This is a genomic window from Paenibacillus aurantiacus, assembly GCF_042431225.1.
Lineage (GTDB): Bacteria > Bacillota > Bacilli > Paenibacillales > Paenibacillaceae > Paenibacillus_Z > Paenibacillus_Z aurantiacus.
The window spans coordinates 52,210-72,279 of the sequence record NZ_JBHMDO010000018.1; the positions used below are offsets into that span (position 1 = coordinate 52,210).

Annotated in this window: 16 protein-coding genes; 13 read left to right on the forward strand and 3 right to left on the reverse strand. The window is 58.8% G+C overall.

The annotated features are described in order from the left end of the window. Positions 1–35 precede the first annotated feature (35 nt). The 5 genes from ACFFSY_RS11040 to ACFFSY_RS11060 all read left to right on the forward strand — a co-directional run bounded on the left by ACFFSY_RS11040 (position 36) and on the right by ACFFSY_RS11060 (position 6,353). Entirely contained in the window at positions 36–1,001 is a 966-nt protein-coding gene (locus ACFFSY_RS11040; protein WP_377493762.1) for a metallophosphoesterase family protein, read from the forward strand. A 111-nt stretch (positions 1,002–1,112) separates the two neighbouring features. Next, positions 1,113–1,934 carry an MBL fold metallo-hydrolase gene (locus ACFFSY_RS11045; protein ID WP_377493764.1) on the forward strand — a complete coding sequence of 274 codons (822 nt, stop codon included), beginning with the start codon at positions 1,113–1,115 and terminating at the stop codon, positions 1,932–1,934. 50 nt (positions 1,935–1,984) lie between these two features. After that, positions 1,985–3,232 (forward strand): MFS transporter, encoded by a 1,248-nt coding sequence (locus ACFFSY_RS11050; RefSeq protein WP_377493766.1) that lies wholly within the window; start codon positions 1,985–1,987, stop codon positions 3,230–3,232. Next, on the forward strand, positions 3,229–4,170 hold the full coding sequence (locus tag ACFFSY_RS11055) for a metallophosphoesterase family protein (protein ID WP_377493768.1): 942 nt from the start codon (positions 3,229–3,231) through the stop codon (positions 4,168–4,170). Before ACFFSY_RS11050 ends, ACFFSY_RS11055 begins: the two co-directional genes overlap by 4 nt. A 77-nt stretch (positions 4,171–4,247) precedes the next feature. Continuing rightward, the gene (locus ACFFSY_RS11060) at positions 4,248–6,353 is read left to right on the forward strand and encodes a hypothetical protein (RefSeq protein WP_377493770.1); all 2,106 of its coding nucleotides are present in this window, start codon (positions 4,248–4,250) and stop codon (positions 6,351–6,353) included. A 124-nt stretch (positions 6,354–6,477) separates the two neighbouring features. Here ACFFSY_RS11060 and ACFFSY_RS11065 read toward each other — a convergent pair whose 3' ends face one another. Next, positions 6,478–7,152 (reverse strand): stalk domain-containing protein, encoded by a 675-nt coding sequence (locus ACFFSY_RS11065; protein ID WP_377493772.1) that lies wholly within the window; start codon positions 7,150–7,152, stop codon positions 6,478–6,480. Between the two features lie 118 nt (positions 7,153–7,270). Beyond that, positions 7,271–8,173, reverse strand: a complete 903-nt coding sequence (locus tag ACFFSY_RS11070) for a helix-turn-helix transcriptional regulator (RefSeq protein WP_377493774.1) — start codon at positions 8,171–8,173, stop codon at positions 7,271–7,273. 259 nt (positions 8,174–8,432) lie between these two features. On the opposite strand from ACFFSY_RS11070, the gene ACFFSY_RS11075 reads away from it, so the two are divergent. Then, positions 8,433–9,476, forward strand: coding sequence for a Gfo/Idh/MocA family protein (locus ACFFSY_RS11075; RefSeq protein ID WP_377493776.1), 1,044 nt, complete (start codon positions 8,433–8,435; stop codon positions 9,474–9,476). 1,535 nt (positions 9,477–11,011) lie between these two features. On the opposite strand, the gene ACFFSY_RS11080 is transcribed toward ACFFSY_RS11075, so the two are convergent. Continuing rightward, positions 11,012–12,100, reverse strand: a complete 1,089-nt coding sequence (locus ACFFSY_RS11080; protein WP_377493778.1) for a Gfo/Idh/MocA family protein — start codon at positions 12,098–12,100, stop codon at positions 11,012–11,014. Between the two features lie 283 nt (positions 12,101–12,383). Here ACFFSY_RS11080 and ACFFSY_RS11085 point away from each other — a divergent pair, with 283 nt between their 5' ends. The 7 genes from ACFFSY_RS11085 to ACFFSY_RS11115 all read left to right on the forward strand — a co-directional run bounded on the left by ACFFSY_RS11085 (position 12,384) and on the right by ACFFSY_RS11115 (position 19,827). After that, positions 12,384–13,364, forward strand: a complete 981-nt coding sequence (locus ACFFSY_RS11085; RefSeq protein ID WP_377493780.1) for a Gfo/Idh/MocA family protein — start codon at positions 12,384–12,386, stop codon at positions 13,362–13,364. Positions 13,365–13,384: 20 nt separating this feature from the next. Next, entirely contained in the window at positions 13,385–14,401 is a 1,017-nt protein-coding gene (locus ACFFSY_RS11090; RefSeq protein WP_377493782.1) for an AraC family transcriptional regulator, read from the forward strand. Beyond that, positions 14,398–15,534, forward strand: coding sequence for a Gfo/Idh/MocA family protein (locus ACFFSY_RS11095; protein ID WP_377493784.1), 1,137 nt, complete (start codon positions 14,398–14,400; stop codon positions 15,532–15,534). The genes ACFFSY_RS11090 and ACFFSY_RS11095 overlap by 4 nt, the downstream gene beginning before the upstream one ends. A 247-nt stretch (positions 15,535–15,781) precedes the next feature. After that, on the forward strand, positions 15,782–16,789 hold the full coding sequence (locus ACFFSY_RS11100) for a LacI family DNA-binding transcriptional regulator (RefSeq protein ID WP_377493786.1): 1,008 nt from the start codon (positions 15,782–15,784) through the stop codon (positions 16,787–16,789). Positions 16,790–16,882: 93 nt separating this feature from the next. After that, positions 16,883–18,055: a Gfo/Idh/MocA family protein gene (locus tag ACFFSY_RS11105; RefSeq protein ID WP_377493788.1), complete on the forward strand. Its 1,173-nt coding sequence runs from the start codon at positions 16,883–16,885 to the stop codon at positions 18,053–18,055. 6 nt (positions 18,056–18,061) lie between these two features. Further along, on the forward strand, positions 18,062–18,688 hold the full coding sequence (locus tag ACFFSY_RS11110) for a ThuA domain-containing protein (protein ID WP_377493790.1): 627 nt from the start codon (positions 18,062–18,064) through the stop codon (positions 18,686–18,688). Between the two features lie 44 nt (positions 18,689–18,732). Further along, entirely contained in the window at positions 18,733–19,827 is a 1,095-nt protein-coding gene (locus ACFFSY_RS11115; RefSeq protein WP_377493792.1) for a Gfo/Idh/MocA family protein, read from the forward strand. Positions 19,828–20,070: the final 243 nt, after the last annotated feature.

Genomic DNA, 20,070 nt, shown 5'->3' on the forward strand with positions numbered 1-20,070 from the left:
CATACCTATGTTATGAACGTGAAGAGACAGCCGATATGAACAGCGCGTATGAGGCGCTGCAGGAGGAATCGACGATGGAGAGAAAGCTGCGGTTTCGAGAAGACGGTACGTTTACGATCGTGCAATTCACGGATTTGCATTGGAAGAATGGGGACGAGGCAGACTTGCGAACACGTTCGCTGATGGAACTGGCAATCTCGGAGGAAGCGCCCGACCTGATCGTCTTTACGGGCGACGTAATCTACAGCAGCGAATGCGACGCCCCGCTCCATGCAATACGGGAGGCGGTATCGGCCGCGGAAGCGAGCGGGATCCCGTGGGCGGTCGTGCTTGGCAATCACGACAGCGAGGCGGACGTAACGCGCGAGGAGCTGCACCGGTCTCTGCTCGGTTATGGCGGCAGCGTAACCGGCGATACGCCGGGGGTGACCGGCTGCGGCAATTATACGATCGCGGTGCGAGACAGCGGTGGCACGGAGACTGCCGCCGTACTATATTTCCTGGATAGCGGGGACTACTCCAGACATCCGAATGTCGACGGCTATGCGTGGATAGCCAAGGATCAGATCGACTGGTACGCGAGCCAGTCCCGAGCCTTCGCGGCCGGCAATGACGGCAACCCGCTGCCGGCGCTGGCGTTCTTCCACATTCCGCTGCCCGAGTATGCGGAAGCATGGGAGCAAGGGGGCTGTCGCGGAAGCAAGCACGAAGCGGTCTGCTGTCCGAAGCTCAACTCGGGGCTGTTCGCCGCGATGGTGGAAGCAGGGGATGTCATGGGGACGTTCGTCGGCCATGACCATATCAATGACTTCTCCGGCGAGCTGTGCGGCATTAGACTGACCTATGGCCGGGCATCGGGTTACAACACGTACGGCAAAGAAGGATTCCCGCGCGGAGCACGGGTGATCCGGCTGCGAGAAGGCGAGCGTTCGTTCGAGTCTTGGCTGCGGCTGGATGACGGCAGCGTGGATTGGCAGACTGACGAAGCGGCGATAGAATAGCGGTTGATTGCGGCATTGCATGGCAAAAAGGCGCCGATTTGTCGCCGTATTCTACGGAGTCGATTCCAACGGGAACAATACGGCGCCCTTACAAGGAGAGGGGAAACGAAGATGAAAATTCATTTTCTCGGTACGGCGGCCGCGGAGGGGTTCCCGAACGCGTTCTGCCGGTGCGAAGCTTGCGCGAAGGCGCGCAGCTTGGGCGGCCGCAATATCCGGACGCGCAGCTCCGTCATCATCGACGATGTTCTTAAGGTGGATTACCCGCCGGATTCGCACATGCAGGCGCTTCGCGACGGGATCGATCTCGGCGCCATCGAGCATTTGCTGTTCACCCACACGCATTATGATCATTTCAACCCGGAGGATTTGTTCAGCCGGATCGAAGGGTTCGCGCACGGTCTCGACGCGCCGCTCGCGATATATGGCAACGACGCCGTCATTGCCCGCAGCCGCGCGGCGATCGGATCTTATGCGGGGGAACGATTCCGGTTCCAGCTGCTGCGGCCCTTCGAGCCCTTCGACGCCGGCGATGCGCGGGTTACGCCGCTGCTGGCGGACCATGACCGCTACGAGAATTGTCTGCTCTATTATATCGAGAAGGGCGGCAGGACGATTTTCTACGGCAACGATACGGGCTGGTTGCCGGAGGCAACATGGGCGTGGCTGCTGGAGGGCAGACGGATCGATCTGGCTATTCTCGATTGCACGCACGGTTATACGGGCAACGACCGCAACCCGAATCATATGGGCATCGAGACCGTGCTGGAGGTGAAGCGGCGGTGGCAGGAGAGCGGCGTGCTGGCCCGGGACGGTCAAATCTACGTGACGCACTTTACGCATAATTCCAGGCTGCTGCATGAAGAGTTCGAGCGGATCTTCGAGCCGGCCGGCATTCAGGTCGCATATGACGGATTAATCATTCACATCTGATGGCTGCGGGAGGCAGCGGCAGCTGCACGGAGCACTGGGGGAAGTAACGGTTGACTAATGAAGAGACAGACAGTCAAGACGGCGAACGGGCGGTCGCGATGGTCGGCGCCGTCAGCGGGCTGGCATTGTTCGGAGATGCCATGCTGTACGTCGTGCTGCCCGTGTATTGGAAGGAAGCGGGGCTCGAATCGCTTTGGCAGGTCGGATTGATCCTCTCGATTAACCGGTTCGTCCGGCTGCCGCTTAATCCGCTTATCGGTTGGCTGTACAATCGGCTGCCGCTGCGAGCGGGCTTGTATGCGGCGGTGCTGCTGGCCGCCCTGACGACGGCAGGCTACGGCATTTGGGAAGGATTCGCGGCATGGCTCGTCCTGCGCGCGCTATGGGGCATCGCTTGGTCGCTAATGCGCATCGGAGGTTATCTGACGGTCATCCGCTGCTCCGATCGGACGAATCGGGGGAGGCTGATGGGACGGTATAATGGCGTCTGGCGGTTGGGTTCGCTGGTCGGGGTCCTATTCGGCGGCATATTGGTGCCTATGGCCGGACTTCAACCGATCGCCATCTTGTTCGGGTTGTTCGCGCTGACCGGTCTGCCGTTGATCGCGCTATATATCGGCCGCAGTGGCACGGAAGACGCTATCCGACTGACGAAGAACGGCGGGGCGGCGGTGAAGCATGCCCGAATCTGGACGCGACCGGTCAAGAAAATCGTCGTGTGCGGCTTGCTGGTCGCCACGCTCCATGCCATATTCGGGTCTACCTTAAGCTACATGATCGCCTCCACTTACAGCCAAGGCGAGCTGTTCCTCGGCATCGTAATTAGCAGCACCGTGCTTGCCGGCACATTGGAGGCGATTCGCTGCTTATGGGAGCCTTTCCTTGGGGTATGGTTCGGCCGATTGTCCGACGGACCAGCCGGGAGGATTCCGCTGCTCATGCTGTCCGCGGCAGCGGCAGCGCTCGGCTTCGCGCTCGTGCCGATCGAGATGCCGCCGCTCGCTTGGCTGCTGATTGTGCTCTATGTCAAAGCAACGGGCACGATGATGACGACGATCGTCGACGCGATGGCGGCCGATGTCGCCAAGTCTTCCGCTGTCGCGATCATGACAGCCTATTCGGTCGCGACCGACCTTGGCGCAGCTGTCGGACCTGCCTTGATTTATTGGGCGCTGGGCCGAGACTTCGGGCTTCTGCCCGCTTTGCTGATTTGCTCGGCGGTCTTCGTGCTTATCGGCTGGTCGTACCGCAAGGAATATCGAATGGAAAGAAGGGGAGAGGAATGGGCAGGACAATGAGGTTTAGGGAGGATGGCACGTTCGTCATCGTCCAGTTCTCGGACGTCGAGTTCATCGACGCGGAGGATTACGATCCCAAGACGCCGGCGATCAATGCCGAGACGAAGGAGACGATGGTCGCGGTGATCGAGGCGGAGAAGCCGGATTTGATCGTCTTCGCCGGCGACGTGACGGCAAGCGCGCGCGGCCGGGATCCGCTCCAATCGCTGCGCGATGCGGTCACGGTGGCAGAGGAGCGCGCCATCCCGTGGGCGGCGGTGTTCGGCAATCATGACTCGGAAGGGGAAGTGACCCGTCAGCGGATGCACGAGGAGCAGCTTGCCCATCGGCATTGCATGGCGAGCGCCGACCCGCCAGGGGTGAGCGGAGCCGGCAACTACACCATTCATCTGTTGAACGAGCAGGATGAGGTCGCCTGCGCACTGTATTTCCTGGACAGCGGCGATTATTCATCATCGCCGCGGGTGGGCGGCTATGACTGGATCCGGCGCGACCAGATCGATTGGTACGTCGGACATTCCCGTACGCTTGCAGCTTCGAACGGCGGCTCGCCCGTTCCGGCGCTGTCCTTTTTTCACATCCCGCTGCCCGAGTATCGCGAAGCATGGGAGACGCAATTTTGTCTTGGTCACGGCTCCGACGGCATCAGCTCGCCGCGCATCAATTCGGGCATGTTCGCCGCCATGGTCGAAGCGGGCGACGTCATGGGCGTGTTCGTCGGTCATGACCATTCGAACGACTTCTGCGGCACGCTGCGCGGCATCCGTCTCTGCTATGGCCGCTCGACCCGCTATGTCAGCTATATCGACGGAGAACGCAACGACCGCTTCAAGACCGGCGCCAGAATCATTCGGCTGGAAGCGGGCAAGCGGGAGTTCGAGACGTGGATTCGCCAGCACGACGGGACGATCGCCGAGCTGCCGGTTCATGAGCCGTAAGGCGTGCTAGCAGAGGCGATAGGCTAGTAGACGCGAACGGTGAAAGGATAGCGGGCTGAAGGAGGTCGGAGGAACCGATGGGACAGCATGCAAGCAGGGCGGATTGGCTGCTCGATCCGTCTAGTTTCGTCGCGAGGTTCGAGCATGGCAAGCATAGCGACGAGATTATGCTGACGAACGGGCTAATTAGCCGGACGTGGAGACTGGCGCCGAATGCGGCGACGGTCGCGTTCGACAATCTCATGACGGGCGAGACGATCATCCGGGGCGTCAAGCCCGAAGCGTGGATGCGGCTTGATGGGCAGGACGTCGCGATCGGCGGATTGACCGGACAGCCGGATTACGCCTATTTGCGCGAAGAATGGGTGGATGACTTGAAGGCAGATTCTTCCGCCTTCGCGTTCGCAGGTTATACGGTCGGACAGACGAAGGAGCGATTCCCCTGGAAGCGGACCGATCATTCCGGCGCGGCTGCTTGGCCGCCTCCGGGGGTATCGCTTGTTATTGACTTCACATCGGATGATCCTCGTTATAAAGACGTATCGGTTAATGTCCATTATGAGCTGTACGACGGGATTCCGCTGATGGCCAAGTGGATCGATATTCGCAATAATGGCAGCGAGACGATCACGCTGGATTCGTTCCGGAGCGAGCTGCTCGCGGTCGTGGAATGGGATTCCCCTGTCGAGACGCCGGATCGGTGGGATTACCCGAATCTCCACGTGGAGAGCGACTACTCGTTCCAAGGCATGGCGCAGCGCAAGGCGAACCGGACGACGCAATGGACAGCGGATCCGGACTACGCGACGCAAATCAATTATGACCGGCAGACGCCCGCGCTGCTCGTCAGCGCCCCGCCGGTCGGGCCCGATGCGAGGATTAGCCCTGGCGAATCGTTCGAGTCGTTCCGAACGTTCATCCTCGTGCAGGATAGCACGGACCGTGAGCGCAAAGGCCTAGCCCAGCGGCGGATGTACCGGACGCTCGCGCCCTGGACGCAGGAGAATCCGGTCTTCATGCACGTGCAAAGCATGGACCCTGACGTTATTCGCTCGGCCGTCGATCAATGCGCGGAAGCCGGGTTCGAGATGGTCATCTTATCCTTCGGCAGCGGCTTGGACATGGAGAACGACGATCCTCTCTATCTGGCGGCGCTGAAGGAGCTAGCCGATTATGCGCACGCGAAGGGAGTCGCGCTCGGGGGTTATTCGCTGCTGGCGAGCCGTTCAATCAGCGCGGAGGATGATGTGGTCAATCCGGCTGGGGCGTACTATGTGCATTCACCTTGTCTGGGCAGCGAGTGGGGCGAAGCGTATTTCCGCAAGCTGCGCGCTTTCTTCGAGCGGACGGGATTCGATGCATTGGAGCACGATGGGTCATACCCGGGCGATCTCTGTGAATCCGCTGCGCATCCCGGCCATCGCGGACGTGACGATTCGCAATGGACGCAGTGGAGCTGCATCGCGGAATTTTATAAGTGGTGTAGAGCGAGGGGCATCTATCTGAATGTACCGGATTGGTACTTCCTGAACGGGTCGAACAAGGCGGGCATGGGCTATCGCGAGGTAAACTGGGCGCTCCCGCGGGAGCGGCAGGTGATGCTGGCGAGGCAAAATATATTCGACGGCACATGGGAGAAGATGCCGAGCATGGGCTGGATGTTCGTGCCGCTCACCTCCTATCAAGGCGGCGGTCCGGATTCCACGCTGGAGCCGCTGGATGCGCATCGCGATACCTACGACGCCCATCTGATGACGAATTTCACGGCAGGCGTGCAGGCCATTTACCGGGGCTTCCGGCTGTATGATTCGGATCGTACGCAGCAGACGGTCCGATTCTGGACGGATTTCCACCGTCGATACCGGGCCATATTAGAGTCGGACATTATCCATGTGCGCCGGCCGAGCGGCCGGGATTGGGACTGCATGCTGCACGTGAATCCGATGCTTCGTCACCGGGGACTGGCCGTGGTGTACAATCCGCTTGATCGGGAGCTTGCATGCGAAGTCGAGCTGCCGCTCTACTATACGGGGCTAGCCGATACGGCGCGGATTCGGGAAGGGGAGGACGGAGATTTCCAGGCGTATCGACTGGACCGCGAGTACCGAGTCCGGCTTGACGTTAGAATTCCCGGGCAGAGCTGCCGCTGGTACGTGATCGAAGCGCCGGAGGCCGGAGAGTAACCATTAGCACTTCTATATCGCAAATCAAAAATCCCCTGTACGCCGATTGATGGCATGCAGGGGATTTGTTTGCAGGCGGTGCTTTTGACTCGCTATGAATCCTGTCGCGTGAACGGCTTGTCCCTTATTTATAGTACGAAGTCGTAAGCGGAACGAATATGCTTCCGCCATCTTCCAGATCAGAATGGATGTACAGTCTTTCGACGCCGCTGATATCGATCTCATAGGTCTTGAGGCCTTCGCTGACTGCGATCGTATCGGTCTTTAGCTTGATGTCGGTTTCGGCGTCGGAGACGAAAAATTCTTCGATGTCTTTCCCGATCGCGGCGACTTGGATCACGATCTTCTGGTATTTGCCCTTCGGATACAGCGAGAATCCGTCCGAACGCGCGCCGCTGAGGTTATTGAAATGCACGTCCTTGTAGTCTTTGCCGTTGTAGCTGGTTGACTGCGGATCTTTCGTTCGTTGACCGGAGCTGCCGTAGCTGTCCGCGATCGGAATGCCGGCGAGTTTCTCGCCCAGGATGATGGTATTCGTCGCGCCATTGTATTCGATGTTGACGCCAAGCGCGTTCGAGATGGCCCGAACCGGCAGATAGGTGCTGCCGTTGTAGGATATGGGGGCTAGCGCCGCGCCCTTGTCGTTCTGCGGCTGGAACGGTTTGCCGTTCACCAGGAACTTCATCGACGGATCGAGAAATGCTTTGATTTGCTGCAGGTTGGAGCCCGCGTATACGCCTGCGCTGGCGCTAAGCAGGAAGAGGCCGGCAGCGCCGGCGGCGATCCATTTCTTTTTCATGATACTCGCTCCTTATCGGTCGCATTATGTAAAGATTTGGACATTCAACCCTATCAGCATATCGAATCATCGGGCATGGGACTAGAGGCCTTGGTTCCTACTTTATGGGAGAATATACTTATTTGGTTAATCCATTCGATTTGCGCAAAAGCGAGGGGGTGATCCCCTTATATTGCTTGAACAACTTCGTGAAATAGTTCGGATTGTCGCACCCGATCCGTTCGGCGATTTCGGTCATGGTCATGTCCGATTCGAGCAGTAGCCGTTCGGCCTCGTTCACCTTGCACACATGCACATATTCGATGAACGTTCGACCGGTGAGCTTCTTGAACGTTTTGCAGAAGTGGTGCAGGCTCATGTTCATCGCGCGGGCGGCATCGGCTACGGCATGCTTGTCCGCATATCGGGTCTCGATGTCGAGAATGAGCGCCTTGAATCGTTCGCGATTGTGAACGAACGGCCGCGCCCGATGCTCCGGCAGCTGATGCGGCAGGAAAGCGCGCGAGAGGTGCGTCAGCAGCATATGTAGCTGCGCCTTTACGATTAACAGGAACCCCGGCGCTTTGGCCGCGAACTCAGCTGCGGCTTGATCGAGTAGGGTATAGTGAGCCGTCACGGATGGTTCCGAAGCCGCAGGCTTAACGGGAAACTGGACGCGACCTTCCAGGTAAGGGAGCACGAATTGGGCATGAATCGGATCATGTACCCAATGCTGGAACAAGGCGCTGTTGAACACGATGGACAAGAACGCGATATCGCCCTCGCACGAGCTATAGCCAACATGCAGCCCGCCGGCCGGCACGATCAGCACGTCGCCGGGCGCGGCTTCGTAAGGCTGGCTGTCGATATGGAAGACGCCGGTGCCCTGCTGCATGACGATAATCTCGAAATGCTCGTGCCAATGAAGGAAAAGAATTTGCTGGCCGGCTCTCGCATTCGGACAGCGGTTGAAGAAGAACTGGACGGGATGCGTCTTCTCGTCCAGACGGGTATGCTCGCGCAGTTCCTTCGGGTAGGTCATCGGCCAATCACCTTTCGCAAAATCGGACTAGTATTGCACAAGAACGTTAGAGCAATTCCGCGCAGCGGCGGACTATACTTATGGTGTAGAACCGCTTGTCGCACAAAATCGGGATGGTGGCAGGTTGGTGCGCTGTCATGTTCACGTGCTGCATGCAGCGTTGAAATGTATACGCATTCATTATATCGGCGCAGGTTGAAAGCGGCAATTGCCTGCTTGAAATACGCTATCAACCGGTGCCGCGAGGAGACGAGAGACGATGAGAACGTACAGAATCGCCGTCGCAGGCTGCGGTGGCATGTCGAACCAATGGATCGATTACGCGATGGCGAGAGAAGATGCAGAGATCGTTGCCCTCGTGGATATTAGCCGAGAGGCTGCGGAGGCGATGAAAGCGAAGAAAGGGCTAGCTTGCCCGACTTTCACCAGCCTTGCCGATGCGCTCGCACATTCCGGCGCGAACGTCGTCTTCGACGTGACGATTCCGGCGACCCACTTCGAGATTGCCTCGACGGCATTGCGCGCCGGCTGCCACGTGTTCGGGGAGAAGCCGCTCGCGGAGACGATGGACGACTGCAGCGAGATTGTCCGGCTGTCGCAGGAGACCGGGCGCTCCCATGCCGTCATGCAGAACCGCCGATTCGATCCTCGCATCCGGTCGCTGCGGCGATTGCTCGCCGGCGGCACGATCGGCAAGCCGGGGTTCGTCGCGGCCGACTTCTTCCTCGGTCCACACTTTGGAGGCTTCCGCGAAGCGATGGATAGCCCTTTGCTGCTCGATATGGCCATCCACACGTTCGACCAAGCGAGGCTCATCACGGGCGCGAACCCCGTATCGGTGTACTGTCAGGAATTCAACCCGCCGGGTTCTTGGTATGCTGGGGCGGCGGCTGCGGTATGCATCTTCGAAATGTCCGACGGCTCGGTCTTCAATTACCGGGGATCGTGGTGCGCGGAAGGCGCGCCGACGTCGTGGGAAGCGTCGTGGCGGATTACAGGCGAACGGGGAACCGCCATCTGGGACGGTCACGGGGAGCCTTATGCGGAGGTTATTGCTGCGGGTGAGCAGGACGGGAAGTTCATCCGGGATTACGTAAGGATCGATGCCGTCCGCGTTGATGAGGAAGCGGCTCGAACCGGCCACGTCGGCTGCCTGGACGAGATGTTCCGCGCATTGGCAGAAGGGCGGCCTGCCGAGACGGACTGCCGCGACAATCGGTATAGCATGGCGATGGTGCTCGGCGCCCTAGAGAGCGCCAAGACGGGGCAGAAGGTGTCAATTACCGAACTGGCGCGGGATTAGCGATTTGGCTTATCGGGCCGATGGGACTGGCCGGTGCAGGCTGACAAGCGGATGACAGATGGCTTGTCACAGGTTGTCAAAGATAATGAAGGAGAGAAGCGATACGATTAGATACTATCTCCTGCTGCTGACCGACCTCAAACAAGAGTCGCGGCGAATCATGTGCTTCCATCCGATCTGGCGACGTGTTTCCAAACGTATACCGTGAACGACAATGGCGCCACAGGTAAGCTCCTGTGACGCCATTTTATGGTTGGTTAATTGTGTCTCGAAGTTGCTATATTGAATCCGGGGGAGTGCCGATTATCGGTGCGAGTGGAATCGCTAAGGTATTAGGTCACGATGCAACTCGGCGCATAAGCGACCTACAGGTCGTTATTGAGTGGGGCGAAGGAGCGAATCGGTGCAATAGCGATCTACAAGTCGTTATCGAGTGTGGAAGAGGTGGCATATGGCGCAATAGTGACCTACAAGTCGTTATCGAGTGTGGAAGATGTGGCATATGGCGCAATAGTGACCTACAAGTCGTTATCGAATGGGGCGGAGGTGCGAATTGGTGCAATAGCGACCTACAAGTCGTTATGGAATGAGGCGGAGGTGCGAATTGGTGCAATAGCGATCTATAAGTCGTAATTGAGTGTGGAAGAAGTAGAATTTGGCGCAATAGTGACCTACAAGTCGTTATTGAGTGGGGCGTAGGCGCGAATCGGTACAATAGCGACCTACAAGTCGTTATCGAGTCAGATAGAGGTGCAGTCCGTGCAATAGCGATCTACAATTCGTCATCAAGTGTGACAGAGGTGCAGTCCGGTGCAATAGTAACCTACAAGTCGTTATCGAGTGGGACGTAGGAGCGAATCGGTACAATAGCGATCTACAAGTCGTTATCAAGTATGACAGAGGTGCAGTCCGGTGCAATAGTGACCTACAAGTCGTTATCGAGTGTTGAAGAGGTGGAATATGGCGCAATAGTGACCTACAGGTCGTTATTGAGTGGGGCGTAGGCGCGAATCGGTACAATAGCGATCTACAAGTCGTTATCGAGTCAGATAGAGGTGCAGTCCGTGCAATAGCGATCTACAAGTCGTTATCAAGAGTGACAGAGGTGCAGTCCGGTGCAATAGTGACCAACAAGTCGTTATCGAGTGTTGAAGAGGTGGAATATGGCGCAATAGTGACCTACAGGTCGTTATCGGGTAGGGCGGAGGTGCGAAACGGTACAATAGCGACCTACAAGTTGTTATCAAGAGTGATAGAGATGCAGTCCGTTGCAATAGCGATCTATAGGTTGCTTTCGAGCGTGGCAGGTGGGCAACGTGGAGCAAAAGTGACCAGCAAGTCGTTATCGAGCCCGACAGTGGTGGAATCCGGAGCATTAACGATCGACAAATCATTATCGAACGCGGCAGCGTGCGATTCCGCCCATCAGCGACATACAAGTCGCTATCAAGCTCAACTTCGCATCCCGGCGACCGTGCAGCTCCCTCCAAAAAAGCAAAAGGTAGGCGCGCATGATAGCCCGCCTACCTCTTCGACTAACCCTGGTTCAAATACACCGCTTCGCCCGTGCGCGCGGATTCGTACAGCGCCTCCAAAATTTGCGAGACGACGTAAGCCTGCTCCGGCGTTACGACCGGATCGGTACCCTGCTCCAGCGCTTGCAGCCACAATCGCATCTCGACGTCCGCGGCATCCTCCGCCTTGCCGGAGTAGAACGCGACGCCGCCTGCCTTCAGATCGACTTCGGTGACGTACAAGCGGCTGTGCTGCTCGCCGTTAATTCGAAGACCGTCCTTCATATCGGCGCCGGCTTCTGTGCCGCTCAGCGTGCATTTCGCCTCGTCGACTTCCAGCGTATTGAGCGCCCAGCTCGATTCCAGCATGATGGTCGCGCCGTTCTCCATGACGATCATGCCGAAGGCGGAATCCTCAACCGTGAATTTGGCCGGGTCCCAAGGTCCCCAAGCGTTGGCGGCATTCTCGCGCTGCGACAGCTTGTGATAGGCGGTGCCGAGTACGAGCTTCGGCTTATAATTGTCCAGCATCCACAGCGTCAAGTCCAGGGCATGAGTGCCGATATCGATCAACGGTCCGCCGCCTTGCTTCTCCTCGTCGAGGAAGACGCCCCATGTCGGCACCGCTCTGCGGCGAACGGCGTGCGCTTTCGCGAAATAGATGTCGCCAAGCGCGCCTTCTTCGCAGAGCCGCTTCAAGTGCAGGCTGTCCGGGCGGTACCGGTTGTTATAGCCGATCGTCAGCTTCTTGCCGGTCCGCTTGGCGGCTTCGACCATCCGCTTCGCGTCCGCCGCGGTCTTGGCCATCGGCTTCTCGCACATGACGTGCTTGCCAGCCTCCAGCGCTGCGATCGCGATGTCGGCATGGGAGTCGTTCGGCGTACAGACATGGACGACGTCGATCGTCTCGTCCTGCAGCAGATCCGTGTATTGCGCATAGACCGCCGCGTCCTCTGTACCGTATTTCTCGCGAGCTTGCTCCGCACGTTCGGTTACCAGGTCGCAGAATGCGACGAGCTGCGCGTTCGGCAGCTTGCTCAGGCTCGGCAGGTGTTTGCCGTTCGCAATGCCGCCGCAGCCGATAATGCCAATTCGAAAGGTTTGAGTCATATCCTTCCCATCCCCCTTAATAGATTCGGTTTGTAAGCTTGTAAAGCGCTGTCATGTTCGTTTATCACTCCAAATGTAGCATAGGGCTTGCCGAACGACTATTACGATTACACGCAAACCCGACTTTAAAATTACGACAGAAGGAGATTGGCCGCTCATGGCAGAAATTATTCGGATGTCGCAAATTTATAGTCGAAGTGGCGCGTTCATGCATAACATTCAAGACGAACCTGTGTTACTTTATCGGTGATGTCGTACTTTCATAGATAGGGGCGAGCCGAACATGATTCGAATCGGGAAAATCAGTTATTGGCATGTGCACGCGGAAGAATATACGCAAGCGGTCCTCAGTCATCCGGGTAGCGAGCTGGCTGCGATTTGGGACGAGAATGCCGAGCGCGGGCTGCGGATGGCCGACAAATACGGCGTGCCGTTCGTATCGTCGCTTGAGGAATTGCTGGGACGTGACGATATCGACGCTGTCGTCATCGACGCGCCGACCACGAAGCATCGTGACATCATGGTGCAGGCAGCGCGGGCAGGCAAACATATTTTCACGGAGAAGGTCATCGCGCCGACGCTTCATGAAGTGAATGAGGTGCTGAGCGAAGTGCAGGAAGCTGGCGTACGTATGGGCGTCTCGCTGCCGAGACTCTACGACGCTTACACGGTCGCGATTCGGGACGTGCTCGCATCGGGCAGACTCGGGACGCTGACGCAAGCGCGCGTTCGCTTATCCCATAACGGGGCGACGGCGAACTGGCTGCCGGCGCATTTCTACGACAAGAACGAGACGGCCGGCGGCGCGATGATCGATCTGGGCTGTCATCCTATGTACCTCGTCCGTCTGTTCCTTGGCCAACCGGAGCAGGTAAGCGCGCAGTACGGCTACGTAACGGGCAAAGACGTCGAAGACAACGCCATCGTGCTGCTCGGTTACGCGAACGGGGCAATCGGCGTCGTGGAAGCAGGCTTCGTGAATGACCGCTCGCCGTTCTCCATCGAGCTTCACGGCACGAAAGGGACGCTGTTGTACGGACTGCCCGAGAACAAACTTCTGGTCAGCAATCAAGATGGCTGGGAAGAAGTCCAGATTGGCGAACGCCTGCCTCTTGCGTTCGAGCAGTGGGTCCAGCACATCGAGGACGGTACGGAGGCTGAAGAGAATCTGACCATTGCGCGCGATTTGACCTCGCTCATGGAGGCGGCTAATCTGTCCGCGGAATCCGGACGCGCGGTGCGCCTAGACGATCTGAAACAATAGCAGGCTAAGGAGAGAAGGCGATGAAGAAGCAGGAGGAACCAGGAGTTGCAGCCGCGAAAGAGCAGCTGCGCCAATACGATTTGTTCTCGCGGCTCTGGTCGAACAGGCGCTGGGACGTGCTTGACCGGCTGGATTTGCAATTCCGCTGGGGCGGATATGGCGTCCGGGTGCTGCGCTGCCATTTGACCGCCTTCTCGCCTGGCCAGACGATCTCCTTTCATCAGCATTCGGAATATGAGCTGCATTTCATCCCGCAAGGGCGCGGGAAAGTCGCGTTCCAGCATCATGAATACGAATTGAAAGCAGGCATGTTCTATATTACCGGTCCGGGCGTTATGCATCAGCAGTGGTCGGACGAAGACGAGCCGATGTACGAATTTTGCTTGCATTGCGACATTCAGCCGTTGGAGGACGCCGCGGACAGCGAGGCATGGGGCGAATCGATCGAGCGCGGCGAAGCCGAGGAGTGCGTGCGTCTGCTCGGCATCTCCTCCGCAATTCCCGTCGCAGACCGGTTCAACGCGATGAGCTGCTTCATGGAGGCGTATCGCATCTATGACGAGCAGCGCGTCGGGTTCTATACATCGCTCAAGAGCGCCATCATCCAAATGCTGCTTCGAGCCGTAAGGCCTTTCGCGCCGGCGGAGCAGGCGGTGTCCATTCCCGAGCGGGACATGAACGCCCACCGATACCGGCAAGCGAAGCAATACATGGAGGACAATGCATCCAGGCCGATAACGCTGGAGGAAGTGGCGCTAGCCGCGGGCGTTAGTCCCCGGCAGTTGCAGCGGATTTTCGTTCAAGAGGGGAGCCTCTCGTTCCGAGAAGAGCTCGAAGAAATGCGGATGACCCGAATATGCTCGGATCTGGCGGTCAGCACGAAGCCGATCGACGCGATCGCGCAAGCGCACGGCTACGCGAACGTAAACTATTTGTATCCGGTATTCAAAAAGAAATTCGGCCTGACGCCGGCAGCTTATCGCAGACGGCAGGCGCTTGCCATGACGAATCCTCAGCAGAAGGAGCCACCGGAATGAACAACGTAAAAATCGGAATTATCGGCAGCGGAGGCATTGCGGGCGCGCATGTCGCCGCTTACCGCAAGCTGCCTTTCGTCGAAATCGTCGCCGTCGCGGATATCGTGCCCGGGCGCGCAGCCGCGTTCATCGAGCGTCACGGACTTGGCGATACGGCGTCGTTCGACAGCCATGAAGAGCTGCTTCGCCAGGAGCTGGACGCGGTCAGCATCTGTACCCCCAATGTCTCCCATCACCGAATCGCGGTAGATGCTCTCCGCGCGGGCAAGCAGGTGCTGCTCGAGAAGCCGATGTCGGTGACGCTGCAAGAAGGTCTGGAGATGGTGCAGACATCACGGGAGACCGGCTGCATGTTGTCGATCGGCTTTCAGCCCAGGTACGACCCGAACATGAAGCTGCTGCAGCGGATCGTCAAGAGCGGTCGGCTCGGTCAAGTGTATTACGCAGAGACGGGCGGGGGACGCCGCCGCGGCATGCCGGGCGGGACGTTCATCCGCAAGGAGCTCGCCGGCGCCGGGGCGATGGCCGACATCGGCTGTTATTCGCTCGACATGGCGTTGAATACGATGGGCCATCCGCGACCGGTGGCGGTGTCGGCCTTTACGTCGAACCATTTCGGACGCAACCCGCTCTATCACCGCGAAGCCGACCAGTTCGAGGTCGAGGATTTCGGCGCGGCGATGGTGCGCTTCGAGAACGATATGGTGCTTCAATTCAAAATTTCGTGGGCGATGCATATGGACTCGCTCGGCTCGACGATGTTCCTCGGCACCGACGCTGGACTGAAAGTGCAACCGTTCGGCGCGGGTCCGTGGTCCGGCGTCTGGGACGGCAAGATCGGCGCCATGACGCTGTTCCATGATGAGTTCGGCGGGCATACGACGACCGAAGTGCCGCTGATTGGTCATGATCTGGATCTGTTCTTCGAGAAGGTACGGGATTTCGCCGAAGCCGTTCGCGATGGCAGGCCGGCTCCGATTCCCGCGGACGAAATCGTCATCCAACAGGCGATCATTGACGGCATCCTTCGGTCCGCCGAAGCGAAGCGCGAAGTGTCGGTCGAGCTGCCAGACGGAGTTGGATGCGATAGCGAAAGTTCAACTGGCCTTACGGACGATCAAGCTGCGAGCTAAGTTGAGCGAGCATACTCGATAAATATAAAATAGTGCGATGGCGCGTCAGCAGCCGTCGCTGAGGATAAAAGATGGCCTCTCTGCCGTCGATAGAATGCGTCGGTAAGACGTGTCTATTCCAGTCAGGGGGGCTTATCTCCAACTTCCTTATTGACAGACAATTCATGCGCATGCGAAAATGTACGCGCGTACATCAATCATCATTCCACTCATCGAAGGCGGAGGAATACCTATCAACAGAAAAGAAGTGGCAAGGCTCGCGGGCGTATCCGAAGCGACCGTATCCCGGGTGCTGAACGGCGTCGGCCCGATTAAAGAGCAGACGCGCGCGCGCGTCATGGAAGCTGCGAAAGCGCTTAACTACGTACCTAGCGCGCTCGCACAGGGCTTCGCCCGCAAGCGCAGCGGGAATTTGGGCGTCATCCTGCCGCTGCTGCCGAAGGTAAACCTCTTCTCGACGCATTACTTCTCGGAGCTGTTAAGCGGCATCGGCATGACGGCTAGCCGGTACGGTTATGACCTGCTGCTGTTGTTCCGCGAGCCCGACGAACCGCGTGAATACGAGCGGATGTTCCAGGCGCAGAAGATCGATGCGTGCCTCATTCTCGGCGCGCAGGACGTCGAGCCCGAGCGCCATGCGCTGGCGGAACTGGCGGCGAACGGACGGCAATTCTGCTTAGTGAGCCAACGGTTCGAAGGGACCGGCTACAACGCGGTGGATGCCGATCATCGCGAAGGTGTGCGTGCCGCGGTCCATCATCTTCTGGATCGGGGATTCTCCCGCATCTGGTTCCTGAACGGGCCGTCATCGTATTCGAACAGCGCGGATCGGCTGCAAGGATACTGCGAAGCGCTGCACGAACGCGGCGTGCCGTTCGACCCGGAACGCGTGCTCCTCGGCAACTACAGCCGCACGAGCGGGTACCGTCTGTCGGAAGAGATCGAAGGACTCGTTCGTTCCGGGGCGGCAGACGCGATCGTGGCGGGCAGCGACCGGATGGCGATCGGCGTGCTGCAAGGATTGAAGGAGAAAGGGCTTCTCGCCGGTATCGATTACGGTCTAGTCGGATGCGACGATTCCGAAGGGGCCAAGCTGACCGATCCGATGCTGACCTCGATCGCGGTGCCTTTCTACGAGATGGGCAGCCAGGCGGCGAACCAGATTCTGTCTCCGCTCGCGCAGGGAGAGACGTCGTCTTCCTTCCAACTGAAGCTCCCGGTCGAGCTGATCGTGCGAGGATCATCGGCACGTTAATGCAGTGTCCGATTGGCGAGTTCAAGCAAAAGCGAGAGTAAGCGTCAACCATTGCACATCCATTTTCCAAGCGAAGAAAGGTGGAGCTGCCAAATGAAATCCGTTAACGTCGGCATGGTCGGCTATAAATTTATGGGCAAGGCGCACAGCAACGCGTACCGCGCCCTCCCGATGTTCTTCCCGCAGGCGGCGAAGCCTGTCATGAAGGCGATTTGCGGCCGCGATGCAGATGCGCTCGAAGGGGCGCGCGCGCAATTCGGCTGGGAGAGCGCCGAGACGGACTGGCGCGAGCTGGTGAAGCGTTCCGATATCGATCTGATCGACATCAACGCGCCGAGCGACGCGCATAAGGAGATTGCGCTGGCCGCGGCCGCCGCAGGCAAGCATATTTTCTGCGAGAAGCCGCTGGCCCTCACGTTGTCCGACAGTGTGGAGATGTTGAAGGCCGCCGAAGCCGCAGGCATCAAGCATATGGTTGGCTTCAATTACCGGTTCGCGCCCGCGGTGCAGCTGGCGAAGAAGCTCATTGCCGAAGGACGCATCGGGGAAATCTATCACTTCCGCGGCTGGTTCCTGCAGGATTGGATCCTCGATCCAAGCTTCCCGCTCGTCTGGCGGCTGCAGAAGGAGATCGCCGGCTCTGGTTCGCACGGCGATCTAGGCGCGCACGTCATCGACTTGGCTCGCTATCTGGTTGGCGAATTCCGCGAAGTCATCGGCATGAGCGAGACGTTCGTCAAGGAGCGGCCAATGCCAAGCGCGATGACGGGCTTGTCGGCCAAGGGCGACAAGGACGCGCCGCGCGGCGCGGTCACCGTCGATGACGCGACGCTGTTCCTCTCCCGCTTCGAGAACGGCGCGCTCGGCAGCATCGAGGCGACGCGGTTCGCCGCCGGCCACCGCTGTACGAACGCTTTCGAGATCAACGGCAGCAAAGGCAGCATCAAATTCGATTTCGAGCGGGTGAACGAGCTGCAGGTCTATTTTACGGACGATGCGGACGATGTGCAGGGCTTCCGCCGGGTGTTAGCGACGGATGCATCCCATGCGTACATGGACGCCTGGTGGCCGGCCGGACATACGATCGGGTACGAGCATACGTTCACGCACGAGGTCTATGAGCTGATGCAGGCTATAGCGGAAGACCGTCCGGCGTCGCCGAACTTCGTCGACGGCGTAGCGTGCCAAGCCGTATTGGAGGCGGTGGACCGTTCCATCGCGGAACGCCGCTGGGTGTCATTAAGCGAATTCGAGGAAAGCAGGTAGATGCGGATGCGGAAAGCGTTGATCGTGTGGGGCGGATGGGACGGCCATCAGCCGAAAGAAGTAGGCGAAATATTCGCGGACGTGCTGCGCAAGGAATCGTTCGACGTGACCGTGAGCGATACGTTGGACGCGTTCGCCGACGCGGAATTGATGGCGAAGCTCGATCTCATCGTGCCGGTCTGGACGATGGGAACGATCACGAAGGAACAGCTTCGTCCACTTCTCGACACCGTGGAGGTCGGCTGCGGCATCGCGGGATGCCATGGCGGCATGGGCGATTCGTTCCGCAACGAGGTCGAATTCCAGCATATGGTCGGTGGACAATGGGTGGCGCACCCGGGTAACGACGGCGTGCGGTATATGGTCAATATGGTGAGCGAGGACGAACCGTTGACGGCGGGGATCGGCGATTTCGAAGTGTGCTCGGAGCAGTATTACATGCACGTCGATCCGGCGATCAAGGTCCACGCGACGACCTCGTTCGGCGACGTGGCGATGCCGGTCGTGTGGACGAAGACATGGGGCAGCGGGCGCGTGTATTACAATTCGCTCGGTCATCAAGCGAACATCGTGGCGATGCCGCAGACGCTCGAGCTGATGCGGCGCGGTTTTCTGTGGGCGGCAAGAGGGTAGCGTTAGAACCGCGGATGTGAACAAGCGAATGGAGGAATTCACGCATGACACCGATTAAGACGGGCATTATCGGCTGCGGCAATATTAGCCGGATTTATTTTACGAATTTGCTGACGTATCCCGAAATCGAGCTCGCGGCTGCAGCCGATCTGGACATTGAGCGTGCGCGGGAGCGTGCCGAAGAATTCGGTATCGCGAAAGCCTACACGGTCGACGAGCTGCTGGCTGACCCGGAGATTGAGATCGTCGTGAATTTGACGATCCCTGCGGCGCACGCCTCGATTTGCAAGCGCGCGCTCGAAGCCGGGAAGCACGTCTATGTCGAGAAGCCGCTCGCCGTTACCCGGGAAGAAGGCCGCGAAGTGTTGGCGCTGGCGGCGGAGAAGGGGCTGCGCGTGGCCAGCGCGCCCGAGACGTTCCTCGGCGGCGGCATCCAAACATGCCGGAAGCTGATCGACGATGGCGCGATCGGTCAGCCGGTCTCGGTCTCCGGCTTCATGCTGGGCGGCGGGCACGAGAGCTGGCATCCAGATCCGGAGTTTTATTACGCGATCGGCGGCGGACCGATGTTCGATATGGGACCGTATTATTTGACGGCATTCGTGACGCTGCTTGGTCCGATCCGGCGTGTCACCGGCAGCGCGGTCATCACGTATCCGGAGCGCACGATTACGAGCGAGAAGAAGCGGGGACAGACGATCAAGGTCGAGACGCCGACACACCTGGCAGGCGTGCTTGATTTCGCAAGCGGCGCAGTCGGTACCCTGATCACGAGCTTCGATGCGAAAGCGGGGACGTCGCTGCCGAACATCGAGATTCACGGCAGTGCCGGAACGCTGCTCGTACCGGATCCGAACAACTTCGGCGGCACCGTGAAGCTGCGCCGCGCTGGCGGCGACTGGGAGGAGATCCCGCTGACGCACGGCTACACGCACAACAACCGTGGTATCGGCGTCGCGGACATGGCCCGCGCGATCGCAGAGAATCGGCCGCACCGCGCCAGCGGCGAGATGGCGTATCACGTTCTCGAGGCGATGCACGGCATCCACGATGCCTCGCGCGACGGCGTTCATTATATCATGGCAAGCAGCTGCGCGCGCCCGGAACCGATGCCGGCGCTGGCGGTGCAGGAAAGTTAACGAATAGTCGCGGACGGGGGGTGTCCCAAAAGTCATCAAAAGATGACCTTGGGATACCCCCGTTTTTTTAAAAAAAATGACTGGGTTACCGCACCCACTGCGCGGTCGCATGTTCTTCCGATCGCTGTTGTTCCCGGATTCCCTGAATGTAATGGGCGAAGGTAGGAATCCGCTCACAAAGGGGAACGCTGACGCTTCTCCAGAATCATGCGACCTGCTCCGTTTTGGCTAACCATTCATTAA

Excerpts from the sequence above, each read along its gene's own strand:
- ACFFSY_RS11040 (WP_377493762.1), top strand. The coding sequence starts at position 36 with ATGAACAGCGCGTATGAGGCGCTGCAGGAGGAATCGACGATGGAGAGA.
- ACFFSY_RS11045 (WP_377493764.1), top strand. The coding sequence starts at position 1,113 with ATGAAAATTCATTTTCTCGGTACGGCGGCCGCGGAGGGGTTCCCGAAC.
- ACFFSY_RS11055 (WP_377493768.1), top strand. The coding sequence starts at position 3,229 with ATGAGGTTTAGGGAGGATGGCACGTTCGTCATCGTCCAGTTCTCGGAC.
- ACFFSY_RS11060 (WP_377493770.1), top strand. The coding sequence starts at position 4,248 with ATGGGACAGCATGCAAGCAGGGCGGATTGGCTGCTCGATCCGTCTAGT.
- ACFFSY_RS11065 (WP_377493772.1), bottom strand. The coding sequence starts at position 7,152 with ATGAAAAAGAAATGGATCGCCGCCGGCGCTGCCGGCCTCTTCCTGCTT.
- ACFFSY_RS11070 (WP_377493774.1), bottom strand. The coding sequence starts at position 8,173 with ATGACCTACCCGAAGGAACTGCGCGAGCATACCCGTCTGGACGAGAAG.
- ACFFSY_RS11075 (WP_377493776.1), top strand. The coding sequence starts at position 8,433 with ATGAGAACGTACAGAATCGCCGTCGCAGGCTGCGGTGGCATGTCGAAC.
- ACFFSY_RS11080 (WP_377493778.1), bottom strand. The coding sequence starts at position 12,100 with ATGACTCAAACCTTTCGAATTGGCATTATCGGCTGCGGCGGCATTGCG.
- ACFFSY_RS11085 (WP_377493780.1), top strand. The coding sequence starts at position 12,384 with ATGATTCGAATCGGGAAAATCAGTTATTGGCATGTGCACGCGGAAGAA.
- ACFFSY_RS11090 (WP_377493782.1), top strand. The coding sequence starts at position 13,385 with ATGAAGAAGCAGGAGGAACCAGGAGTTGCAGCCGCGAAAGAGCAGCTG.
- ACFFSY_RS11095 (WP_377493784.1), top strand. The coding sequence starts at position 14,398 with ATGAACAACGTAAAAATCGGAATTATCGGCAGCGGAGGCATTGCGGGC.
- ACFFSY_RS11105 (WP_377493788.1), top strand. The coding sequence starts at position 16,883 with ATGAAATCCGTTAACGTCGGCATGGTCGGCTATAAATTTATGGGCAAG.
- ACFFSY_RS11110 (WP_377493790.1), top strand. The coding sequence starts at position 18,062 with ATGCGGAAAGCGTTGATCGTGTGGGGCGGATGGGACGGCCATCAGCCG.
- ACFFSY_RS11115 (WP_377493792.1), top strand. The coding sequence starts at position 18,733 with ATGACACCGATTAAGACGGGCATTATCGGCTGCGGCAATATTAGCCGG.